This is a genomic window from Acinetobacter sp. SCLZS86, from assembly GCF_021560715.1.
GTDB classification, from domain to species: domain Bacteria; phylum Pseudomonadota; class Gammaproteobacteria; order Pseudomonadales; family Moraxellaceae; genus Acinetobacter; species Acinetobacter towneri_A.
On record NZ_CP090864.1, the window covers coordinates 2989557 to 3012725 of the forward strand.

The following is a 23169-nucleotide window of genomic DNA, read 5'->3' on the forward strand; positions in this document are numbered from 1 at the left end:
TGAGCTTTTTTTATTGAAATAGTGGGTTAAATCGCCTGATTTTTTGGCATTGCATTGGCAAGGGCTTGGTCTTTAAATTCCGACATGCTCACCCCTTCAGCGCGAATAATTTCTACATCATTCACCCGGTAAAGTTGAAAATGGTTTTCAGGAAATCTTCCTGAAGGTCGGCAAGGTTGTTATCAACAATACCCACCGCCACGCTAATGCGGTCAATCCATGCTTTTAAGGTTAAAGTCAAACCAAAGTTATACATGGCTGCACCCACCACCACGACATCGGCATCAATATATTGCTGGATGATTTTTTAACTTAAAGTCGCTTGTTCTGCATCCTGCCCCATTAAAATTTCGGTAGTTAAATGCGGAATTGACTGTTGTGCTAAATCTAAATAACCGATCTGCGCATTGCTATTTTTTGCAGTCAATTGTTGCACAATCGCTTGGCTTCACTGACGTGAAACTGAGTTTTTACCCAAAATACCCGAGTCGATGTGTAAAATTTTCATGGGGATGTTCCACTCTTGTATTCATTTAATAACGCTATTTTAATCGTGCAGCGTAAATAAAATAATTAGAAAAACTAAGACACTATGTTTTATTTTTGGAACAAAAAAGACCACTTTACCGCACAAAAACTTCCGCAGTATTTTTCCTAATCCTGCTTTTTCCAAGTCATTTTGCTTGGTTTTGATAAGGCTCTAAATAATTAACCCACATCGGTTCTTGTAAAGCTGCCTGCACCCAAGCCTGCATGGCTGGATGTTGCATGACCCGCTGCATATAGTGTTGGCTTTCTGCACTCACAGGCAAAGCATAGCTCATAAAACGTGTCACTACAGGAGCATAAAACGCATCGGCAATACTAAATTCACCACACAAGAAACTATCTGCTGCAGGACGTGCCGACCAAATGTGTTCAATGCGTGCCACATCCAGTCTTAAAGCCGAATGTTCTTGCCAAAATTTTGCACCCACTTCTGCTAAATTGGCGCGAATATTCATGCCACATAAACTGCGTAAATCGGTAAAACCGCTGTGCATTTCTGCGCTAATGCTACGCGCCCAAGCTCGTTGCTGTGCGTCACGTGGCCAAAGTGCCTGTTCAGGATATTGCTCTGCCAAGTATTCGCAAATGGCGAGAGAATCCCAAACCAATCTACCCCGATCTAATAAGGCAGGCACTTTACCATTGGGGTTAATTTCTAGGACACGTTTTTTAAAATCACCCTCGCCACGTTCACATGGAAAGTTCAGTTGTATTTCTTCAAAGGCTAACTCAAATGCCTTTAGTACCAACCACGGGCGCATCGACCAGCTCGAATAATTTTTATTGGCAATGTACAGCTGCATCATGGCGATGATTCCTGTGTGGTTTGAAGTTGCTGCAGTTGATTTAACAAAGTGCTTTCGTTAAATGCACCCGTTAAACGTAGGCTGCGAATTTCTTGTTGTTGTGGATCCAAAAATAAAAAGGTAGGTGGCCCTAAAATTTCCCATTGATTCAACAAGGCTTGATGACTGGCATCGTAATGGCTTAAATCGAGTTTAATTAAATAAAATTCTGCAAGTGCCTGTTTTACGGTGGAGGATGTCAATACCTGCTGCTCAATCGGACGGCACGCCACACACCAATCGGCATAGACATCTATAATCATGCGCTGATTTTTCGGAGCTTGGGCAAGTAACTGTTTTAATTCTGTTGCAGTCGTTGCTCGGTGCCATTCTAAGACGGCATCGTTTTCCTGCTGCCAAAAACGCTGACTGTGTTGATATTGGCTATAAATCAGATACGGCACCACCACCAATAACGCACTCAGATAAATCGCCCGCAGCGTACCATGATAGCCACTCAAACGATGCAGCACATAGCCAACAAAGCTCAGTCCAAGTGCCAAACTAAGCCATTGCATCCATGCTTCACCCAATAAAGGACGAATAAAATACAATGCCAATGCCAACATAATAAAAGCAAACAGCACTTTGACTTGATGCATCCACAAACCTGCGCGTGGCAAAGCTTTTGCACCAAGCACACTGGCCAACAATAACGGCGTGCCCATGCCAAAACCGAGCGTAAATAGCAGCAATGCCCCTTGCATCTGACTTTGGGTTTGTGAAATAAACAATAACGCCCCTGCCATTGGTGCAGTCATACATGGGCCAACCAAAAGTGCCGACAACATGCCCATGAGTGCAGCACCTGCCAAATTACCGCCTTTTTGCATGGATTGTGCCTGATCGAGTCGATTGACCCAAGCACGCGGCAACTTGATTTCAAACAATCCAAACAGATTTAAGGCAAATAGCACAAACAGCAAACTAAAAGCAATTAAGGTAGCAGGTTGTTGTAACCAACGCTGAAAATTCAAACCTGCGGATGACGCAATTAAACCCAATATGGCATAGACCATTGCCATGCTACAGACAAAGACCAGTGCAATCGTCCATGCTTTGACACCTTTATGTTCACGCACCAACAAGGAAGTCAAAATCGGCAACATCGGCAAGGAACATGGGGTAAAGGCCAATAAAACCCCTAAACCAAAAAACAGCAGCAAGCCATAAGCAAACGAACTCTGTGCCAATTTTTCTGACCACATTTGATCTTGTGCAGTGATGGGTTGCGCTGTCGCAGGACTTGTTGAAGATGCTAGCGTGGAGTTGGCAGGTGTTGTGGAAAACACATTCTGGGGTGGGTTACTGTGTCCGCCCCACAGATTTTTTTGTGCTGCACTTTGATTGTCTAAAATCACCAAACCCGTGCTGTCGGTCTGAAATTCAATGCGCTGTGGTGGATAGCAAAGTCGATCTTGCGCGCAACCTTGCCAGCTCACTTGATAGCGCTGTGCAGCCTGCGTGGGGATTTTAAAACTGACTTGTCGATAATAAACTTGAGTGTGTCCATAGTTTTCATCATAGACATCTTCTGCGGGAGGCAACTCTAAAGCCAGTATTTGCTGTCCATGCTCAACCTTAAATTGATGCTGATACAAATAATACTTTTCAGGCATGTTCCAACGCAGTTCGGCTTGCTGGGGATTGACCGATTCAACACTAAACTGAAAGGCTTGTTCAGGTGGAAGTAAAGGCGCTTCTGCATGTAGGCTTAACGAACACAATAAAAATAGACTTGCGAGCAGACAAGATAAGCCCCTATTCACATAGCGCATAATGTCAGCCATGAGATCAACAGCAGCTTGCCAAAAAGTCTGAAATAAGGACTGCTTCATGTTCTGCTCGCCTCGCCATGAACTTTATTAGGATTAAAACGAATCTGCAGCAAGCTTAATACTTAATAACTTTGGCCTGCTGCAGCATACAACGTATTTTAAAGCTTTAAATGGTTTTGATTGCTTAGAATAGGAACGCCATCCCTAAACCTGCACGGTAACTTTTATCTGCACCGTCTAAATCGACACCGACACTGGCATCCAGTTGAGTGCGGTCATTCAGTGCGTAAATTACACCTGAAGTTAAGCCATATTCATTATCCTGACTTTCAGCTTTACGATAGACCAATTCTGAAAAACCTGACCATTGATCGTTTAAACGGTATTGAATATTGGGAATCGCTGTAATCGCCCAATCGTTATTTTGCACATCATAACGCATGTTGATGCCTGTTTTTAACAGCTCGCTGTATTGATAGTTGACTGCCGTAGCCAAGCTATAAATATCATCTTCTTCGCTAAAGCCATCATTGCCTGTGGCAATTAACGCTTGCAGCAACACAGCCATAGAAAGTTTGTCGTCATTTAAGTCAATGGCTTGTTTCAAACCAATGCTGACATCGCCTAAACCATCCTCTTCAGCCGATTGACCTGCGGTTTTGCTTTTGCTCCATGCAGGACCTTGCCAGCCCAATTGCAACTCTAAATCTTGTGCCAACCCTGTACGTAACAGCATGTCAGCATTGAGGCGAGTGGTTTTAACTTTTTCGCCCAAAACATTGTTGCTTTCCTGATAACTTGCACTTGGCAAAGCCTGTTCCCAAGCCAATTTCCCTACAGGTGTAATACCCGTACTGATTCCTGCACCAGGACGATCAAATTCAAAATCTGCCGCGCTCACCTGCATGCTGATGCCTGCCGCCACGATCAAACCAACTGTTTTTAATGCTGACATATTATTATCTCTGCTCTTAGGCCAATTCTTTGCTCATTTTTGCGCCATAACGACGCAACAATTCTAAAGTCTGTTGTTCTTCTGGCAAAGCATCCGACCACTGAATTTCGTCAAAATCACAATCAAACAATAAATCACTAATTGAAGATAGAATAGTTAAACCATCTTCATCTTTGCTGTTCGGATCGACTTTTTCATCCAACAAACGCTGTACAGCAGGAACACACGCTGCAGAAGCCGCATCCCATAACGGGCCATAAATTTCTTCGGCATCCCATAAACGCAAATTCACTTTAGCTTGAATCAAGGCATCTAAGATATCTAAATGCACTTGTAAATCTTGCTGTTTTTGCTGCTCTGTGAGTGGTTGACCCGCTTCGTATGCTTCACAGACTTTTTCCCACCATTGAAATAAACCATCTGACCAAACTGAAATCACAGGGCCTTTTTCGGCATCCATAAAGTTAGGGTCTAAACCGTCTGCCAATAGGCGTTGCACTTGGGCAAGGTCTAATTCTTCTATTGCTTGCACCAAGACTTGTTGTTGCGCAGTTAACATGCAGAGAGCTCTCTTATTCAATGTTTAATTTAGAACTATTATGCCCAATAAAGCGACATTTGTATGAGATAAATGTCAGGAAATGGTGAATTTAGTGCATTGGCTGCATGCAAACACAAAAAAGCCCCGCAAAATTTGCGAGGCTCTTGGAATCTGTCTGATCCTTATTCGTCGTCGCCACCAACATCTGTATCTACAAATTCTGGGCGAGCACCACGAGGATTCTCATTTTTCTCAAACGCATGTTCGAGGCTGCGTTTTAAACGGTCAATCGCACCATGAATGGCTGTGTCAATATTATGACCACGATGATTCACAACCACTGGTTTTAAACCTGCTGGACGTGCTTCAATCATACAACGAATGTCGTCATCACCGCCTTTTTCACCATTTTCATCACTAAAATGCACTGAAAAATGGGTAATACGCTCACTGTGGCGTTGGAATTCATTATTCAGTTCTTCACGAACGTAACTAATTAATCGATCACTGTTTTGAATGTTTTTATCGGTACGGATTTCAATGTTCATAATTTCATCCTCTTGCGTTCGTTATTTCTGAATCTTGTTGTGCCAAAAATCTTAAATACATACGTATTGGCTTGTTTATAATATGCTGTTTTTACAGCATAAAGTACATCTTCCACTGAATTTGGAATCACTTCCTCCTACGTGAATGATGAATACTTTTAATTCTGCAGAACCGTGTCCCTATACCTTGAATATCGGGCCTATCTGAAAAATATGCAAGCGATATTTATACAAAAGCAGCAAAAGAATAACCCTTTTAGGACAAGTTTTCGCTCAGATGTTCAATAAGCAACCAATTTGACTGTTCAAGCAGATGTGATTGGTTTTTCAACACAGAAACTTGATGCTTTTAAGGGGCTTAGCATGGCATGCAAAAAGCTAGACATTATTTTTACCATTGGTTTTAAATCCTGCAAAAAATGCAGCGCTTTTAGAATTGGCAAAAAATACCAAGAAATGACCCGTCAATAATCGAATTTTGCTTTATTTTTGCTTAAGAATCTGTATCCTTGAAACGCTTTTCTTGGGGGCTTATTTTATGAAATTTACACACATTGCTGCGCTATGCGCTCTCTCCACTGCTGCAACTTTTACGCAAGCTGCGCCAGTTTGGCAAGATTTTAGCATTACAGGTTTATATGGTGAGAATTATGCTCATCCTGTTGGCATGGTTGATGATTTAGAGCAAACCACTATTACTGCTGAATATGCTGCTGGATTGAAATACGGTGATTTTTTTGCCTTTGCTGACCGTACCAATAATGATCTAAGTGGCAACGAAACTTATTTTGAAGTTGCACCACGTTTAAGCTTGGGTGCTGTTTCAGGCCAAAAACTGGCAGTCGGCCCAATTAAAGACGTTTTGATTGCAACGACTTGGGAAGGTGGTGAAGGCTTTAACAACTACCTGTACGGTATTGGATTTGCTTTAGACATTCCATATACCCAATATGCAAACATCAACTTCTATAAAGCAGAAAATGATGACCAAGAAGATGATTATCAAATGACCATCAATTATGCTGTTCCATTTAAAATTGGTTCAGAAGAGTTCTTGGCCGATGCTTTCCTAGACTGGTCTACGGCTGAAAAAAATGACCATTCCAGCGAATTGAACTGGACTTCTCAATATAAATGGAATGTGGGCAAACACATTTCACCTAAAACTAAATTATACGTGGGTATCGAACACTCTGTTTGGAACAACAAGTTCGGAATTAAAGGTTTAGACGAACACGATGTTAGCGCATTGGTCAAATACCACTTCTAAGCCAGTTTCATCGCTATTCAAAAAAGCAAGACTTCAGTCTTGCTTTTTTATTGGTCGTTAAAATTTTTCTATTGATATTTGCGTATAAAATTAGCATGCGACTCATTTGTACTTTACTCAAAACTCCGCTACATTGAGTTAAATTTCAAATAAAAAGCAATGTGAAGCCCAGCATGCAAAAAACCGATTTCATTATTCTGATGTTTTGTGCGATTGCTGCAATTTTGCATGGCATGAGTGGTTTTGGCTTTCCTATGCTCAGCACCGCAGCAGTAGCGATGCTGTATCCACTCAGTACTGCGGTTGCCTTAGTCCTTATTCCCTGTTTGCTTCTCAATATCTACATGCTGCGGGGCGATGCCACACAATCTTTATTGAGCAGTTTATATGGCTACTGCAAAAAATATTGGGGCTTAATCTTCAGTGCGCTGATTGGCAGCTATTTGGGCGTCAGTTTGCTGCTGATTCTAAATGAAGGCTATTTAAAATTGGCAATGGGCGTACTAATTTTATTGTACGTGGCCGATCAATTTCGACAACGTCCTTTGCAAATTTCTGCCTCACTGAAAAATATGCTGATTTTTGGTTTTCTAGCAGGCGTGATTGGTGGTGCAACGAATGCCATGGCACCATTTCTGATGATGTATTTGCTCAGCACCCAACACAGCAAAACTGATATTGTAGTGATTAGTAACTTAAATTTTATTATTTCCAAACTCATTCAACTGGCAGTTTTATTTCCAGTCATTCAACAGTTTAATCACATACAATTACAAGTTTTAGCCCTGATTTGCCTAATTTCTGTGGCAATGGTTTATGTGGGCAGTCAGATTCGTAAAAATATTTCTCAGACTGTATTTAAGCAGATTGTATTTACTTTACTGGGTCTTATGGCTATTTACGCAATTGCTCAAGGATTATCCATCATTTTAAAACAGCCTGCATTGATGGTATAAATCATTATAATGTACATAACAAATGGAAAATTATTTAGATTTTTTTTGCTTAAATAAATTTTTAAACCTATAATTAAAGCTAGCTTAAAAGACAGTCTATTCAGACTGCTTCGGTCGTTTGCATCGACCAATCTTCCCTCTTTTCTTTTAATTCCTTTTTGACGGAGTGAACTTCTATGGAAAATAACCATATAGAAGTGCCAGCCAATATTAAGCGAAAAGAACTGATCAAGACCTGGGCCATTGTTATTCTTGCGACCCTGCTCTCTTTCGGTTTGTATAATGTCTTGCCCTATGATGAAAATGCAAATAAGGGTCTAAGTCTGTTGCTTTTTATTGGTATATTATGGCTCACCGAAGCTGTACACATTACCATTACAGCACTGTTAGTACCTGTGCTTGCTGTGGCTTTAGGTATGCCACTTGAAAATGCCAGCAAAGAACTTGTACCAATTTCAACCAAGCAAGCATTGGCAACTTTTGCCGATCCTGTTATTTTCCTGTTCTTTGGTGGTTTTGCTTTAGCGACTGCACTGCACATTCAGAAACTGGATCGTAAAATTGCAATGTGGATTATTTCCATGTCGGGCGGTCACTTGGGGATTTCGGTTTTATCTATTTTTGCGGTCACTGCTGCGCTGTCAATGTGGATTTCCAACACAGCCACCGCGGCAATGATGCTACCACTGGCACTGGGTTTATTGTCACACCTTGATGCCACCAAAGAGCGTAAAACCTTCGTTTTCATTTTATTGGGGATTGCCTACTCTGCCAGTTTAGGTGGTTTGGGTACTTTGGTCGGTTCGCCGCCAAACGCCATTGCAGCCAAAGCATTAGACTATGACTTTGCTGACTGGATGAAAATTGGTTTACCAATGATGCTGATTTTACTACCAGCGATGTTGGTCAGCTTATACTTGGTATTGCGTCCAAATTTAAACCAGAAAATTCATTTTGAAACTGAAGTCATTCCTTGGACCAAAACCCGTATTGCAACGATGATTTTATTCGCATGTACTGCCGTGGCGTGGATTTTTGGTAAAAAACTTAGCGATACCTTTGGTATTAGCCAACCCGATACATGGACTGCATTAGCTGCTGCATGTTTGGTGGTCATGCTAGGTACTGCATCATGGAAGCAAGTATCTGAAAATACCGATTGGGGCGTGTTATTACTGTTTGGTGGTGGTTTAACCCTCAGTGCAATCTTAAAAGATTCAGGTGCATCTTTGGTATTGGGTCAAACCCTTGCCAATACCTTTGGGGATACCTCTCCATTGGTGGTGATTTTTGCGGTGACCATCTTCATTATTTTCTTAACTGAATTTACCAGTAATACGGCGTCTGCTGCATTATTGGTCCCTGTATTTGCTGCAATTGCAGACCAAATGGGTATTCCAAAAGAAATTTTAGTGGTAATTATTGGTATTGGGGCATCGTGTGCCTTTATGTTACCTGTGGCAACGCCACCAAATGCGATTGTATTTGGTACTGGTCAAATTAAACAAAGTGAAATGATGAGTGTGGGCATGGTCTTGAACGTCATGTGCGTATTTATTATTTCATTATTCGTATATTGGTTCTTTAGTTAAGGATCAATAAAAAAATGGAGCACAAGATGCTCCATTTTTTTCACCTTAATTTTATAATATTTTTAATCATCAAATCATTACCTAAATAAATTCGCTATACTCAGGACATAATAATTTAGACACAATGAGGAGGGTTAAATGGCTAAGTTTTTAAATACGAGCGCGACCAATTTTTTCTTAGAAGAACTGATAAAAAATGCCAAAGAAAGGTTAATTTTAATTAGCCCATATTTACGTTTAAATGACCGTATTAAAGAGTTACTTGAAGATAAAGATCGACTCAAAATTGATATTCGAATCGTTTATGGAAAAAGTGATTTACATCCTGATGAAATAAAATGGATGCAAAAACTTGATTTTGTTCGGCTCAGTTTTTGTAAAAACTTACATGCTAAATGCTATCTCAATGAATCTGAATGTATTATTTCTAGTCTAAATCTTTATGAATTTAGCCAAATTAATAATAACGAAATGGGCATTTTGATTCGCAAATATGAAGATCAAGATGTCTTTAAAGATGCTTATGAAGAAGCACAACGTATTATTCGTATTAGTGATGAAGTTAGAATTAGTTTAGATGAAGTGAAAGCCGAACCAACCAATGAATCTGTTGAAGAAACCAATGACAATAATGTTGGTAAATTAACATCATCTAAACTTGCAGCAAAACATAAAATGAAAACCAATGAATTGTTGGCTCATTTTACCGAAAAAGGCTTATTAAATATCAATGATGCTGGAAAGCACATACTCACTCAACAAGGCAAAGACGTAGGTGCAGAATTTAAAACCAGTCAATATGGTGGATATTTTTTATGGCCTGAAAATATTGAATTATAAACACCAATCAAAATTACAATAAAAAGCATCCATTACTTTTTTGAAATAATGGATGCTTTTTCTAAATTAAATCAGCTTAAACCGCTAAATCGGCTAAATTACCTTTCTGCTCTAACCATACTTTACGGTCTGCAGAGCGTTTTTTAGCCAGCAATTTATCTAATAAACCTGCAGTAAAATGACTGTCATCTAAATCGAGTTGCACCAAACGGCGTGTATTTGGATCCATTGTGGTTTCGCGTAGTTGACTGGCATTCATTTCACCCAAACCTTTAAATCGGGTAATTTGCGGATTTTTGGTTTTGGCTTTTTTAAGCGTATTTTCCAACTCATCTTCATCTAGCGCATAATGCACATCTTTACCGTCATCAATACGGAATAATGGCGGCATGGCGACGTATAAATGCCCATCTTCCACCAAGCTTGGGAAATGTTTCACGAATAAAGCACACAGCAAGGTAGCAATGTGTAAACCATCCGAGTCGGCATCGGCCAAAATACAAATCTTCCCGTAACGTAATTCAGACAAGTCATCACTGCCCGGGTCAACCCCAATCGCAATTGCAATATCGTGTACTTCCTGTGAAGCCAAAACCTCGTCCGAAGATACTTCCCACGTATTTAAAATTTTTCCGCGAATTGGCATGATCGCCTGAAAGTTTTTATCGCGCGCTTGTTTGGCAGACCCCCCTGCAGAATCACCTTCTACAATAAATAGTTCCGATTCTTCACGGGTTTGCCCCACGCAGTCGGCCAGTTTACCTGGTAAGGCTGGGCCTGAAACAATTTTTTTACGTTCTACTTTTTTCGCCGCTTTTAAACGACGACCTGCTTTGGAAATAGCCATTTCCGCCAGTTGCATGGCAATGTCAGAGTTTTGGTTCAACCACAAGGCAAAGGCATCTTTGGCGATATTCTGCATAATACTTGCTGCTTCACGGCTCGATAAACGCTCTTTGGTTTGCCCTGAAAACTGCGGTTCTTGGAACTTTAACGATAAAATGTAGTTGACCCCATCCCAAACATCTTCGGCAGACAGTTTTAAATTACGTGGCAATAAATTGCGTAATTCACAAAACTCGCGTAAAGCATCGGTCACACCAGAACGCAGACCATTGACATGCGTACCGCCTTGCGCAGTCGGAATCAAGTTGACATAACTTTCCTGAATTTGCTCGCCGCCTTCTACATTCCAACAAATTGCAAATTCGGCACTGGCACGTTCTGCCTCACCTGTCGCCACAAAAGCAGGAGCAGGTACAATCTCACGATCTTCCAGCTCATCCATCAAATAGTCGACTAGACCATTTTCAAACTGCCAGACAATTTCTTCATCGTTAATTTCATCAATGTAATGAATTTCTAAACCTGCAGCCAGTACCGCTTTGGCTTTTAAATTGTGCTTTAAGGCTTTTAGCGCAAATTTAGGTGAATCAAAATATTTAGCTTCAGGCCAGAAATGTACCAACGTACCCGAAGCACGTTTTGGCGCTTTGCCTTCCAAGACTTCTAAAGGTGCAGCGGCTTCGCCCTGATCAAAAGCCATTTTATACAGGTTGCCCTGACGCTGTACGGTCACTTCAACCCGACTGGACAAGGCATTCACTACAGAAATACCGACCCCGTGCAAACCACCCGAAAATTGGTAGTTGTCGGTGCTGAACTTACCGCCTGCATGCAGCTTGGTCAGAATAATTTCAATCCCGCTTTGCCCGTATTCTGGGTGAATATCGACAGGCATACCACGGCCATTGTCTTCTACCGACAAAGAGCCATCTTTATAGACTTTTACGGTAATTTTATTGGCATGCCCTGCAAGTGCTTCATCCACCGCATTATCAATAACTTCTTGCGCCAAATGGTTCGGACGTGTGGTGTCGGTATACATGCCCGGGCGACGACGTACTGGATCTAAACCAGATAAAACTTCAAGAGATTGAGCGGTATATTGAGACACGTTGTACTGTTTCCTTAAGCTAGGGAATCCGATAAAAATTGCAGTAACATCGGAATTTTGTCTGCAAAATCATCCATGGCATGATTGCCGTGTGCTTCAGTCATGATCATGGCCGAAGGCGAGGCAGCACTATAATAACGCTGCGCTTCACGATAATCCAAAACTTCATCGCCTTGTTGCAATAACACCAATATTTTGTCTGCATCTTGCGCAACTGGCAACGCAATGTCTGCTAAGTCATCCAATTGCGCTGCAGTTAAGCTCCAGTTCGGATGTACCACGTATGGCAACACATCGCCAAACAAGTCCTGAAACAATTGCCATGGTCGCATAGCAGGGTTAATCACAACAGCAGGTACATGATGCTGTGCGACCAGTTGTGTCGCATAAAAGCCGCCTAGACTGCTGCCCACCAACGCCACGTTGGTCAAACTTTGAATCAATCCCGAAACGTTTGCTAAGACCGCTAAAGGTGGGGCATTTAAATCGGGCAAGTGCATTTGAATATCAGGGCGATGCTGCTGTACATAAGCATGCAATAGCTGCCCTTTCATGGACAAGGGACTACTTTGAAAACCATGTAAATAAATTAAATTCATGCGTGACATTTCTGAGCAACACCATTCATTTTTTGGCTGATACAGCACTTATTTTGCGTTTTTAATTTAATTTTCATGGAAAAATGCAATTGTTAGACAAAAAGATGCAAACATCTTAGCAGTCATCGGTATTTTACAAGTAGTTTAAGATGAACACGATAAAATAGAAGTATCGGGTTTGGTGACAATTCAGCTAAAAATTTGCAATCCTGTAAATTCATGAAATGCCAGCAGACCCTTGAGTTTATACCGCGAACCCAAGTAAAAATAAAGCGTTCGGTATATGGGAACACAAGGGGCAACACAGTATGCCAAGTTTAACACCGCTCCATGAAACCTATTGTAGATGGGACCGTACACCTCCAAGTCAGGCCGATATCTTAGAAGGCTTGGCGCAGTTGGTCAGCACGCGCCTGAATGCAGTGATGAGCGAAGTGATTCAAACCATTCAGCGTGAAGTTTTGCTCAGTGTATTTGGCATGAGCGAACAACGCTCTCAAAAGTTTCAAAAAACTGCGACTTTTCAAAAGTTGTATAAGTTTGCATTCCACAGCTTACAACAGTATGGCTATCATTTTGTTGCGCCTGGTTTACGTAAAATTATTGCGCAATTTCCCAACTTACATGACAAGGCACTTACACCAAACCTACATTTTTTAGTGGGTGTACTGAATGGCATACTGGGAGATTATCTACTCGAACAGCAAAATCCGCTCGCCTTACCTATGGTGCTCTATGACCATTATGGCGAAGTTCAACAAGGCGATTTGTCTGGGCGTGTGGTAATTTTTGTGCACGGTTTATGCCGTAATCACCTCGATTGGACTACACATCAATTTGGTGGCTTTGGTGAAAAATTACTGGCTCAACGTGACCATAACACCATGCTATATCTGAATTACAATACAGGACGTCGCATTTCTGCCAATGGTCGCAGCCTTGCCAATACCTTAGATGATTTAATTCAGCGCCATCCTAAAATTACCAGTATTGATTTAATTGGGCACAGCATGGGTGGTTTGGTATCGCGCAGTGCGCTATTTTACGGCAAGCAAAATTTACAGCACTGGATTCACTTGGTTGAAAATCTGGTTTGTTTGGGCTCACCACATCATGGGGCAGTTTTAGAGCGTTTTGGTTTCCATTTACAGGAAAAATTAGGTCGCTTTCCCATTGTGAAAATTGTCGGGCATTTGGTCAATATTCGCAGCAACGGTATTTTAGATTTGCGCTATGGCAGTGTGCGAGATGATGACTGGGAACACAATCAAGCACGAATTGGACAGGTAGATGACAACCGCAAACCTGCGCCTTTGCCGACCCATATTAATGCTTATTTCGTGGCAGGCAGCATTGAGTTTGAGAAAAAGCAGAACCTGACCCGCAAAATCATTGGCGATTATTTGGTCAGTATAAAAAGTGCTTTGGGAGAACATCCTAACCCACGTTTTCAATTAAAACTGCCTGAATCGCACAAAGCTGTGTTCTATGGTCTGAACCACTTTCAGTTACAATATCATCCAAGTGTGGCAGAGCAATTGGTGAAATGGTTTTATCCTGCGCATGAAGAAGTACCAGAGCAGCAAATTCATGAATTTATTGGCGATTGGTCAAGTTTAGAAGGCATTGCGCTCACCTAACACAGTCCAAGCAGTTCAAAATACCCTACAACACGATGATTGGTAGATAGATTATCAACAGATACACAAAAAAAATGCGCCATCGCAATTTTATGGATGACGCATTTTTATCAATTTAGTGCGCAAGTAGGCCGAAGTTATTTCTTCTTCACTTTGCCAAATGTAGCCGATGCCACAAAAGGATAGTTACGCAGCAATTGCCATAAACTGATGAGCGCCAACACGCTAAAGAACAGCAATGACCACACAGGTAAAGACTGCCCCAAGAACATCCAGTCAATCACAGCACATTCACCTGAACCCGACAGTACTTGTTGCAATACGGCTTTCATGGGTAAGGCATCTACCAAATAATCTAGCCCTGGACCGCAGCTTGGCACTTGATCGGGCGGTAAGTTTTGCAGCCACACATGCCGTGCTGCCACACCCACTGACCACAAAATTCCAATACTGCCGAGCAGCGCATAAATACGCTTAACTACGTTAGATTTAGGATTATGCACAAAGGCAATCAGTGAAACCAAGCCCAATGCAATTAAGCCCACCCGCTGAAAAACGCACAGTGGACACGGCGCTAAACCTTGCACATGCTCTAAATACAATGCAAATGTCATCCCAATGACACTGGCTAAAAATAAAACACCACTTAGCAGACGATAACTCAATTGCATGTTTAAATCTCTGAGTTGTTATCTATATTGTGCGACATAGTCTGCAAAACTCAGACCCTGTGCTTGTTCAAGTTGTTTTTGTTGCTGAATAGATTGCACTGCAATTTCATCAAAATATGTTTGTGTTTCAGGACGAATAGTATGTTGCTCATAGGCATGTGCATGTTGCTGCGCCATATAACTGCCAAAGCCCCAGGTACCGCCATGTTGAATAGTATCGGCAATCATGTGTGCCGACAGGGTTTCATCGTCTTCATGCAAACGTACCATCATGCGCTCTAAAGCTTGAGAATATAGCTGCGTCGCATAACATTGATCAAGTAAAGCAGCCAAAGGTTGCATCGCGGTGACATGCTGCTGTCCCCACGCTTGAACTGGGGTTTTTACATCACCCTCTTGAATTTGCGCATTTGGCGCACGCCCACGATTGACCACTTCAGCCTGATTTTTTTCGATAATGCTTTGTTCTGCATCTAACAAGGCAGGGCTGTCTTGCAATAAACAATACAATGCCAAGACTTCCAAAAAGCCTGCCGTATCTTCATCTATCCCAATTGGGCTGTACGGATTGACATCTACCGCACGTAATTCGACATAACCAATACCCCGATTGGCAAGAGCTTGAGATGGGGTTTCACCTTCTTGTGGTACTTGTTTTGGTCGCACCAAACTGTAGTACTCATTTTCAATTTGCAGCACATGGTCATTAATTTGAATTGGTTCACCCGTGGCATCATCTAAACCTAAGCGGCTAAATGGCAAGTACGGGGTTTTTACAGCTTTTTGCAAACCATCCAAATAACCTGTTAAGTCATTGTAATGAATACCAAGTTTTTTCTGCGCCGAGTTTTGATAGCCAAAGTTACCCATACGCAGCGCAGTCGCATACGGCAAATACAACGTGCCTCGTAACAACGGCAATAAATGATGCTCACGCCCTGTCATAAAACACTTACAGACCGATGGACTCGCACCGACTAAAAACATTACCAATGGCGTTAAACGAATAAAATTACGAATTAAACCTAAATAACGATGACTGCGATAATCTTGCAAACTCAGTGCTTTGAGCTGCTCATCGCTTTCATGGTGTTGCAAGGCGGCAAATAAATGCTCAGGGAAGGATAAATTATAATGAACCCCTGAAATGGTCTGCATACGGCGACCATAGCGCACCCCCAAACCACGACGATACAAGGTTTTAAAGCGCCCAATATTGGAGCTGCCATATTGCGCCAGTGGGATATTGTCATCAGTTTCATCGAGCATACACGGCATGGACAGCGGCCAAAGCTTTTCACCTTCGCCCAAGTGTTGATGCACCACGCTATGAATATCACGCAAATAATCAAGCGCGTGTTGAATGCTGCTTTGCGGTGGAGTAATGAACTCCATCAGCGCTTCAGAATAGTCTGTGGTAATGTGTGGATGTGTGAGTGCCGAACCTAAGGCTTGAGGATGTGCTTGCTGCGACAAGAAGCCATCGCTTTGCATACGCAGACTTTCGCGTTCAATCCCGCGCAACATCCCTTGAAGCAACGCAGCATCTACCCATGTTGGTAGAACATCTTGCGCATTTGGTTCGGGTTCACTCATTACACTCTCGCTTAATCCAATACACTACAAATACCACATAAACCACAGGCTGATTTTGGGTCGGTGGCAATTTTCTCAATCATACACATGATCTGAGATGAAATTACTACCGTTCAAGTATAACTTGATTTGCATCAGCACATGCGCTTGGGCTGTTTTTTTCTAACAAAATGATGATTTTGGGGCATGCTGACATTTTATAAAGTGGTCAACGTCAATAAATTTTAATTTGGCAATTTTTTATCCACTGGAGCGTAAAACCTCGTGGTTCAGCACGAGGATATAAGCGACTGGAGTAAACCATATGAACGACACGAAATGTCGTTTTAAATACTTGTACTATAGTCATTATTAAGAAAAATATTGTTAAAATAATTGGATGAAGACACTCAAATTACGCATAAAAGACAAACATTGTAAGGTGCTATATCAGTTAGCATCCGAAGTAAATTTTGTCTGGAATTATGTCAATGATTTGTGTTTTAAACATCTTCAAAGAAAACAACAATTCTTTTCAGCATACGACATTGCAAAATACACGAAAGGCACATCGAAAGAATGCAACTTGCACAGTCAAACTATTCAGGCAGTGACAGAAGAATTGGTCACAAGACGCAAGCAGTTCAAAAAAGCAAAACTAAAATGGCGTGTCAGTAATAAAAAATCAGCTAGACGTTCACTGGGTTGGATACCGTTTAAAAAGGTTGCAATCAAATATGCTGATGGCTATGTTCAATATGGCAAGCATCAATTTAAACTATGGGATAGTTACGGATTAAGTCAATACAATATCAAAACAGGCACATTCGTAGAAGATAGTCGTGGACGTTGGTATGTTTGTCTTGTAGTTGATGCAGTCAAAATAGAAAAAAACAACGCTAAAACCTCAATTGGCATAGATTTAGGTTTAAAAGATTTAGCGACTTGTTCAGATGGCGTAAAACTTAAAGCACCTCAAATCTATCGGCAATATGAACAAAAACTTGGTATTGCTCAACGTGCAAAAAATAAGAAACGTGTCAAAGCCATCCATGCCAAGATTAAAAATGTAAGACAAAACATGCTGCATCAATTCAGCCGAAAATTGGTTAATGAACATGCAGCCATCTTCGTTGGCAATGTGAATGCCAAAGCATTAGCACAAACCAGATTGGCTAAATCAGTGCTAGATGCCAGTTGGACAACACTAAGAACCATGCTCAAGTATAAATGCGAGAACGCAGGGGTATGTTATGAAGAAGTCAATGAAGCCTATACCACCCAAATCTGTTCGTGCTGTGGCTCACGCTCCAGTAGTCCGAAAGGTAGAGCAGGACTTGGAATAAGAGAGTGGCAGTGTGTGGAGTGCGGTACGCTCCATGATCGGGATGTAAATTCCGCACTGAATATTCTTGCGCTCGGACATGAGCGTCTAGCAGTAGGAATCTCCGTCCTTTAGGTCGGGGAGGATGTCAACACAAAGTTGCACTATAAGACATGCTCAATTTGTGATTTTATAATCAAAAGAACAGAGGTAAATAATAAAGCGTATGAATTATCAAGATTTTTTAAATTTTTGGTTTTCTCCTGTTGCAGAACCGAACTGGTTTGTCAAAAGCGCAGAATTTGATGCCCTGCTCGCAGAAAAATTTACCGATGTACTGCAACAAGCGGCACAAGGAGAATTATGGACATGGCGCGAAACACCTGCAGGTCGTTTGGCTGAAATCATTGTTTTAGATCAATTGTCACGTAATTTATACCGCAATGACCCGCGTGCTTTTGCCCAAGATGGAATGGCCTTGGTATTGGCACAGGAAATGATTCACTTAAAATTGGATCAGGACTTAAACCTAACCGAACGTCGTTTTTTATATATGCCATTTATGCACAGTGAATCCAAACGTATTCACGAAGTCGCATTGACGTTATTTGAAAGTTTGAATGACCCCACCGTGTTGGACTATGAATTGAAACATAAAGTAATTATTGACCGTTTTGGACGTTATCCGCATCGGAATCAGGTGTTAAGACGTACATCTAGCGCAGAAGAACTTGAGTTTTTAACCCAACCCAATAGCAGTTTTTAACTGGCGAGTTTGTCTTGGCTGGTTGATGTGTACAGGAGCTTTCACATGAAATATTTCCTACTCGGTCTTGCCCTTGCCAGCAGTTTGCTGTTTACAGGCTGTGCCACGACACCCTCTAAACCACTCAGCTTTGAACAGTTGGGGCAATTCAGCACCACACCACTGAATGTGCAGACCTATCGGATTAGTTTTTTAGCGGGTCATAACATGAGTTTTGGCACCGCAGAAGAAATTACTTTGGTGAAAGCAGCACAAACCACACTGCAACATGGTTTTCGCTTGTTTAAAGTTCTAGATGACCCAAGTAACCGTAGCCAGAAACCACCTAGACAGGCCGTGGTCTATCCTGCACCAAGTTATTATCCTTATTATCCGTATGGCTATTATCATCGTCGCGCACCCTTCTGGCCTGACCCATTCTATGACATGCCACAAGTGGTCACCCTCGACCCAACTCAAGTGTCTTACACCATTCAATGTTTTAAAGATCAAAAATCTGCACCGGAAGATGCTTTTGATGCGAGCCTGATTTTACAATCACTGGGGGCAAAATATGGTTTAAGTGCAACAGGACAACCATTACCCCCACCAACCTCTGCCCCTGCCGCGCCCTAATGAAATAAGGATGCCTGCATGAATACAGCGTCTGACCACACTTTAGCGAGCAGCTCGCAGCGTACTTCTCCGAGTCTGCAACGCAGTAAACGCTTTGCCACCATTGCTTTAGTGATTGCCGTGGTGGCATGGCTAGCATTAATGCTGACTGCAAAATTACTGCCAGAATACACCTGGTTAATTCACATACTCATGCTGTCTGCCGAAGCAGGTGTGGTGGGTGGTCTGGCAGATTGGTATGCTATTACGGTGCTGTTTCGCAATCCTTTTGGCAAAATGCCAATTCCTAAATTCTTGCGTGATCACACCGAAATTATTCCACGCAACAAAGACCGTATTGCCGAGTCGATGGGGCGTTTTGTGCAGGAAAACTTTTTATCGCCACACGTGGTACAAAAAAGCCTGCACAGCACTGACTTATCTTTAGCTGTGGGCAAATGGCTGGCGAATCAGCAAAATAATGCGCAAGTGACCCAAGTCATTCAGCAGACTGTACCGAAAATTTTTGAATTTGTCGGGCAAGAACAAATTGGCCGCTTTATTCAAAGCAACAGTGTGCAATGGGTTCGCAAAACACAGGTCAACCACTTGGCCAGTGAAATGCTGCGTGCAGTTTTGGAAAATGACTTCCATCAGGATGTGCTGCAACGCGGTTTAGACCTTGCCCATGACTGGATGCTGAAACATCCTGAAAAAAGCCGTGAATTGACCCGTCAATTGTTTAAAGAACTTGGCGTGTGGAAACTGGCCAAAGGTGCGAGCTGGATTGGAATTGATGTGCAGCAACGCACTATAGATTCTTTACTGCAACGGGTCGAATCCATGTTGGCAGACCCTGAACATCCTTGGCGACAAAAAATTGAAGAGGCTGGGCAGCAACTCATGTTACAACTAGCAGATAACAACAGCAGTGCCAGTCTGCGCCTAAATGATACTAAAAATGCCCTGTTAGACAGCCCACAAGTCTTGAATTTTATCAGTGGTGCCGTGGTCATTCTGTGTAATGCGATTAAGGAAGATTTACAAAAACCTGATTCAGGAATTGCCCAAAACCTGCGTGTTGCCATTCAGCAAGTCGGTGAAAATATTATTGCCAATACCGCAGTACGTCAGTTACTGAATGAAAAAATGAGTACGATTGCGGTGAATTTGTCTGATCAATATAGTGAAAAAGTGATTCGTTTTATTAGTGAGCGTATTCACGAATGGGACTCGCGCGAAATGATTGGTAAAATTGAAAACGAAGTCGGTGGTGATTTACACATGATTCGGGTCAATGGTGTGGTCGTAGGTGCATTTATTGGTTTGGGATTGGGGATTATTCGGGCATTGGTGGAGTTGATTTAAAATGAAATTTTTTTGATAAGACGATCTTGAGGTATTAAATCAAAAATAACGCCCCGAATGATCTACTCAAGCTACATCATCACCCTTTACCCCATTTGCATTCACGCCTGAAAAAGCTACGATGTAAAATAAGCTGCTGCCACCACTAGAACCTCACTATGCTCGATATTCACGCGAAACTGCCTGCTCAAGGTCTGAGTATTTTTAGTACCATGTCTAACTTGGCACAACAACTAAATGCCTTAAATTTATCGCAGGGTTTTCCTGATTTTCCCCCACCTGCAGCATTACTAGATGCTTTAAGCCAAGCCACACACGCAGGCTTCAATCAATATCCTTCGGGCGATGGTTACTTGCCGTTACGTGAACAACTGGCACAGCAGTTTTTACAGCGTGATCAGCTAACACTTGACCCGATCAGTGAAATTACCATCACACCTGGGGCAACACTGGCTATTTTTAGCATCATGCAAACCGTGCTGCAGGCAGGCGATGAAGTCATTCTTTTTGATCCAAGTTATGACAGTTATGCGCCCTGTGTAAAATTATTGGGTGCAAAAGCCATTCATATTCCGCTACAGGCTCCACATTTTCAGGTGGACTGGAATAGGGTCAAAGATGCCATTCATTCAAAAACCCGCATGATCATCATCAACACGCCACATAATCCCACAGGTACAGTATGGTCAGCGCAAGATTGGCAGCATTTAATTGATGTCATTCAGGAACATAATATTGTGGTGCTGTCCGATGAAGTCTATGAACATTTAGTCTTTGATACGCATCAACATCGCTCTGCGCTGTCTTTTCCTGAGCTTAGGGAACGTAGTTTTGTCGTGGGCTCGTTTGGTAAAACTTTTCATGTCACAGGCTGGAAAACAGGCTACTGTGCGGCTGCACCTGCCTTAATGCAGCTCTTTCGCCAAGCCTATCAATTTATTAATTTCTGCGGGGTTAGCCCTGTGCAAGTAGCTCTGGCGAATTATATGCAGCAGCATCCTGAACATATTGCAGAATTGGCAAAGTTTTATCAGGACAAACGTGATTTGTTTAATCAAGGGATTGCCAATTCACGTTTTCAATTCAGCCCTGCTCAAGGCACTTATTTTCAAAATTTAGATTACAGCAATATCCGTCCCGGCTTAAATGCCGTAGATATGTGTCATTTTCTAGCCGAGCAGTACGGCATTGTCGGTATTCCTGTGTCTGCATTTTATCAAACCCCACCCGATGATTTACGTTTAATCCGCTTCTGCTTTGCTAAAAAAACTGAAACCCTGTTGCGTGCAGGTGAAATTTTATCGGCAATTTAAGCGATGAAGCTCTACTGAAATGTCACTGAGTTACTGAAAAGCTAAGGCTTTTTATGACCAAATCATGCTAGGGTGAAATTTCAAACAACCGCATAGTGAAGCGCAGGATTTGGCATGGCAAGACCTCAGGCACTGGTCGATCACCCTCAGCTTTGGAAAACCTTTTTGGTATTTCTATTGCCACTGATTGCCACCAATATTTTGCAAAATCTTTCGGGCACCATTAACACAATTTTTGTCGGGCAAATGCTGGGGGTGGAAGCGATTGCTGCAGTGTCGGTATTTTTTCCCATTATTTTTTGCCTGATGGCCTTTGTGATTGGGCTTTCGGCAGGCTCGGCTGTGTTGGTTGGACAAGCCTGGGGCGCACAAAATGTCGAAAAAGTGCGCTGTATTGTCGGCTCGACTTTATTTATGACCCTGATTGGCGGCAGTTTGATTGCCTGTTTAGGGGTAATTTTTGCCAAACAAATTTTAATCTTATTGGGCACAGACCCTAAAGTGATGCATCTATCCCTGCCGTATGTGCAATGGATGTTAGCAGGCAGCCTACTGCTGTTTGTGTATATTATTTATACCTCTATTTTACGTGGAGTGGGCGATAGCCTTACACCACTCATTGCCCTAAGTCTGACTAGTTTAATGGGCTTAGTGATTACCCCCATCCTGATTGCAGGTTATTTTGGCTTTCCTCGCTTGGGCATTATTGCCCCTGCAATTGCCACCATTCTGGGCTATCTGGCTGTTTTAATTTTTTTGGTGATTTATCTAAATAAAAAGAACCATCCCCTAAAAATGGATAAGCATCTGCTACGTCAAATTCGGCATCAACCCAATCTAAGCAAGGTGATTTTACGCTTAGGCATTCCCACAGGCTTACAAATGGTCACCACCTCTCTGGCGGGTTTGGTGATTGTTGGTTTGGTTAATCGACATGGTGCTGCGGCCACTGCCGCGTATGGTGCTGTCAATCAGGTGTTGAACTATATTCAATTTCCTGCGCTATCGATTGCCATAGCTGCTTCAATTTTTGCAGCACAAGCCATTGGTGCAGGCAAAGCCGAATTACTGGCTAAAGTTACCCGCACAGCCTTGGGCATGAATCTGCTAATTACAGGTATTTTAGTCACCTTGGGTTATTTATTTTCTAAATATCTGATGGCGCTGTTTATTACCGATCCTGCAGTGGTGGTACTGGGTCAGCAACTCTTATTTATTGTGCTATGGGCCATTTTATTTTTTGGTGCCAGTGCAATTTTTGCCTCTATTATGCGCGCCAGTGGCACGGTCAATGTGCCAATGATCATCAATATTTTAGCGATTGTTTTAATTGAAGTGCCGTGTGCTTATTTCTTCAGTCAGTGGTGGGGCTTGCAAGGAATTTGGTATGCCTATGCCTTGGCATTTGTGAGCCTGTGCATTGGTCAAGGTGCGTATTATCAATTTGTCTGGAAGAAAAAAACCATTCAGGTTTTAGTCTGAATGGTC

Annotated in this window: 21 protein-coding genes and 1 pseudogene; 12 read left to right on the top strand and 10 right to left on the bottom strand. The window is 42.1% G+C overall.

Annotated features, from left to right (window positions below):
- Nucleotides 1-26: 26 nt before the first annotated feature.
- The 6 genes and pseudogenes from LZP46_RS14315 to LZP46_RS14340 all read right to left on the bottom strand — a co-directional run bounded on the left by LZP46_RS14315 (nt 27) and on the right by LZP46_RS14340 (nt 5216).
- Nucleotides 27-508 (bottom strand): annotated as a pseudogene (locus LZP46_RS14315) (FMN-dependent NADH-azoreductase).
- Nucleotides 509-674: 166 nt separating this feature from the next.
- Complete coding sequence (locus tag LZP46_RS14320) at nt 675-1355, bottom strand: glutathione S-transferase family protein (protein ID WP_236094186.1); 681 nt, start codon at nt 1353-1355, stop codon at nt 675-677.
- A complete protein-coding gene (gene dsbD / locus LZP46_RS14325) occupies nt 1352-3172 on the bottom strand; it encodes a protein-disulfide reductase DsbD (RefSeq protein WP_442863550.1) in 1821 nt (606 codons plus the stop codon). The genes LZP46_RS14320 and dsbD overlap by 4 nt, the downstream gene beginning before the upstream one ends.
- Nucleotides 3173-3356: 184 nt before the next feature.
- On the bottom strand, nt 3357-4127 hold the full coding sequence (locus LZP46_RS14330) for a transporter (RefSeq protein ID WP_236094187.1): 771 nt from the start codon (nt 4125-4127) through the stop codon (nt 3357-3359).
- 16 nt (nt 4128-4143) lie between these two features.
- A complete protein-coding gene (locus LZP46_RS14335; protein WP_236094188.1) occupies nt 4144-4686 on the bottom strand; it encodes an ankyrin repeat domain-containing protein in 543 nt (180 codons plus the stop codon).
- Nucleotides 4687-4850: 164 nt separating this feature from the next.
- A complete protein-coding gene (locus LZP46_RS14340; RefSeq protein ID WP_004974190.1) occupies nt 4851-5216 on the bottom strand; it encodes an HPF/RaiA family ribosome-associated protein in 366 nt (121 codons plus the stop codon).
- Between the two features lie 297 nt (nt 5217-5513).
- On the opposite strand from LZP46_RS14340, the gene LZP46_RS14345 reads away from it, so the two are divergent.
- The 5 genes from LZP46_RS14345 to LZP46_RS14365 all read left to right on the top strand — a co-directional run bounded on the left by LZP46_RS14345 (nt 5514) and on the right by LZP46_RS14365 (nt 9874).
- Entirely contained in the window at nt 5514-5687 is a 174-nt protein-coding gene (locus LZP46_RS14345; protein WP_236094190.1) for a hypothetical protein, read from the top strand.
- Between the two features lie 67 nt (nt 5688-5754).
- Entirely contained in the window at nt 5755-6486 is a 732-nt protein-coding gene (locus tag LZP46_RS14350) for an outer membrane protein OmpK (RefSeq protein WP_236094191.1), read from the top strand.
- A 173-nt stretch (nt 6487-6659) separates the two neighbouring features.
- Nucleotides 6660-7442, top strand: a complete 783-nt coding sequence (locus LZP46_RS14355) for a sulfite exporter TauE/SafE family protein (protein WP_236094192.1) — start codon at nt 6660-6662, stop codon at nt 7440-7442.
- Between the two features lie 176 nt (nt 7443-7618).
- Nucleotides 7619-9034, top strand: a complete 1416-nt coding sequence (locus LZP46_RS14360; RefSeq protein ID WP_236094193.1) for an SLC13 family permease — start codon at nt 7619-7621, stop codon at nt 9032-9034.
- A 138-nt stretch (nt 9035-9172) separates the two neighbouring features.
- Entirely contained in the window at nt 9173-9874 is a 702-nt protein-coding gene (locus LZP46_RS14365) for a phospholipase D family protein (protein WP_004974184.1), read from the top strand.
- A gap of 76 nt (nt 9875-9950) precedes the next feature.
- On the opposite strand, the gene parE is transcribed toward LZP46_RS14365, so the two are convergent.
- A complete protein-coding gene (parE, locus tag LZP46_RS14370; protein ID WP_236094195.1) occupies nt 9951-11831 on the bottom strand; it encodes a DNA topoisomerase IV subunit B in 1881 nt (626 codons plus the stop codon).
- A 14-nt stretch (nt 11832-11845) separates the two neighbouring features.
- Nucleotides 11846-12430 (bottom strand): YqiA/YcfP family alpha/beta fold hydrolase, encoded by a 585-nt coding sequence (locus LZP46_RS14375; protein ID WP_236095228.1) that lies wholly within the window; start codon nt 12428-12430, stop codon nt 11846-11848.
- A gap of 308 nt (nt 12431-12738) precedes the next feature.
- Between LZP46_RS14375 and LZP46_RS14380 the strand changes: the two genes are divergently transcribed.
- Complete coding sequence (locus tag LZP46_RS14380; protein WP_236094197.1) at nt 12739-14070, top strand: GPI inositol-deacylase; 1332 nt, start codon at nt 12739-12741, stop codon at nt 14068-14070.
- Between the two features lie 137 nt (nt 14071-14207).
- Here LZP46_RS14380 and LZP46_RS14385 read toward each other — a convergent pair whose 3' ends face one another.
- On the bottom strand, nt 14208-14741 hold the full coding sequence (locus tag LZP46_RS14385) for a disulfide bond formation protein B (RefSeq protein WP_236094199.1): 534 nt from the start codon (nt 14739-14741) through the stop codon (nt 14208-14210).
- An 18-nt stretch (nt 14742-14759) separates the two neighbouring features.
- Complete coding sequence (gene gshA / locus LZP46_RS14390) at nt 14760-16337, bottom strand: glutamate--cysteine ligase (RefSeq protein ID WP_236094201.1); 1578 nt, start codon at nt 16335-16337, stop codon at nt 14760-14762.
- Nucleotides 16338-16716: 379 nt separating this feature from the next.
- On the opposite strand from gshA, the gene LZP46_RS14395 reads away from it, so the two are divergent.
- From LZP46_RS14395 to LZP46_RS14420, 6 genes are all read left to right on the top strand, one after another.
- Nucleotides 16717-17775 carry an RNA-guided endonuclease InsQ/TnpB family protein gene (locus LZP46_RS14395; RefSeq protein ID WP_236094204.1) on the top strand — a complete coding sequence of 353 codons (1059 nt, stop codon included), beginning with the start codon at nt 16717-16719 and terminating at the stop codon, nt 17773-17775.
- Between the two features lie 91 nt (nt 17776-17866).
- Nucleotides 17867-18406, top strand: coding sequence for a DUF924 family protein (locus LZP46_RS14400; RefSeq protein WP_236094205.1), 540 nt, complete (start codon nt 17867-17869; stop codon nt 18404-18406).
- Nucleotides 18407-18451: 45 nt separating this feature from the next.
- Nucleotides 18452-19021, top strand: a complete 570-nt coding sequence (locus tag LZP46_RS14405; RefSeq protein ID WP_236094206.1) for a CC0125/CC1285 family lipoprotein — start codon at nt 18452-18454, stop codon at nt 19019-19021.
- Nucleotides 19022-19039: 18 nt separating this feature from the next.
- Entirely contained in the window at nt 19040-20368 is a 1329-nt protein-coding gene (locus LZP46_RS14410; protein WP_236094207.1) for a DUF445 domain-containing protein, read from the top strand.
- Nucleotides 20369-20526: 158 nt separating this feature from the next.
- Nucleotides 20527-21681: a methionine aminotransferase gene (locus tag LZP46_RS14415; RefSeq protein ID WP_236094208.1), complete on the top strand. Its 1155-nt coding sequence runs from the start codon at nt 20527-20529 to the stop codon at nt 21679-21681.
- Between the two features lie 114 nt (nt 21682-21795).
- Nucleotides 21796-23163 carry an MATE family efflux transporter gene (locus LZP46_RS14420; protein ID WP_236094213.1) on the top strand — a complete coding sequence of 456 codons (1368 nt, stop codon included), beginning with the start codon at nt 21796-21798 and terminating at the stop codon, nt 23161-23163.
- The last annotated feature ends 6 nt before the right edge of the window (nt 23164-23169 follow it).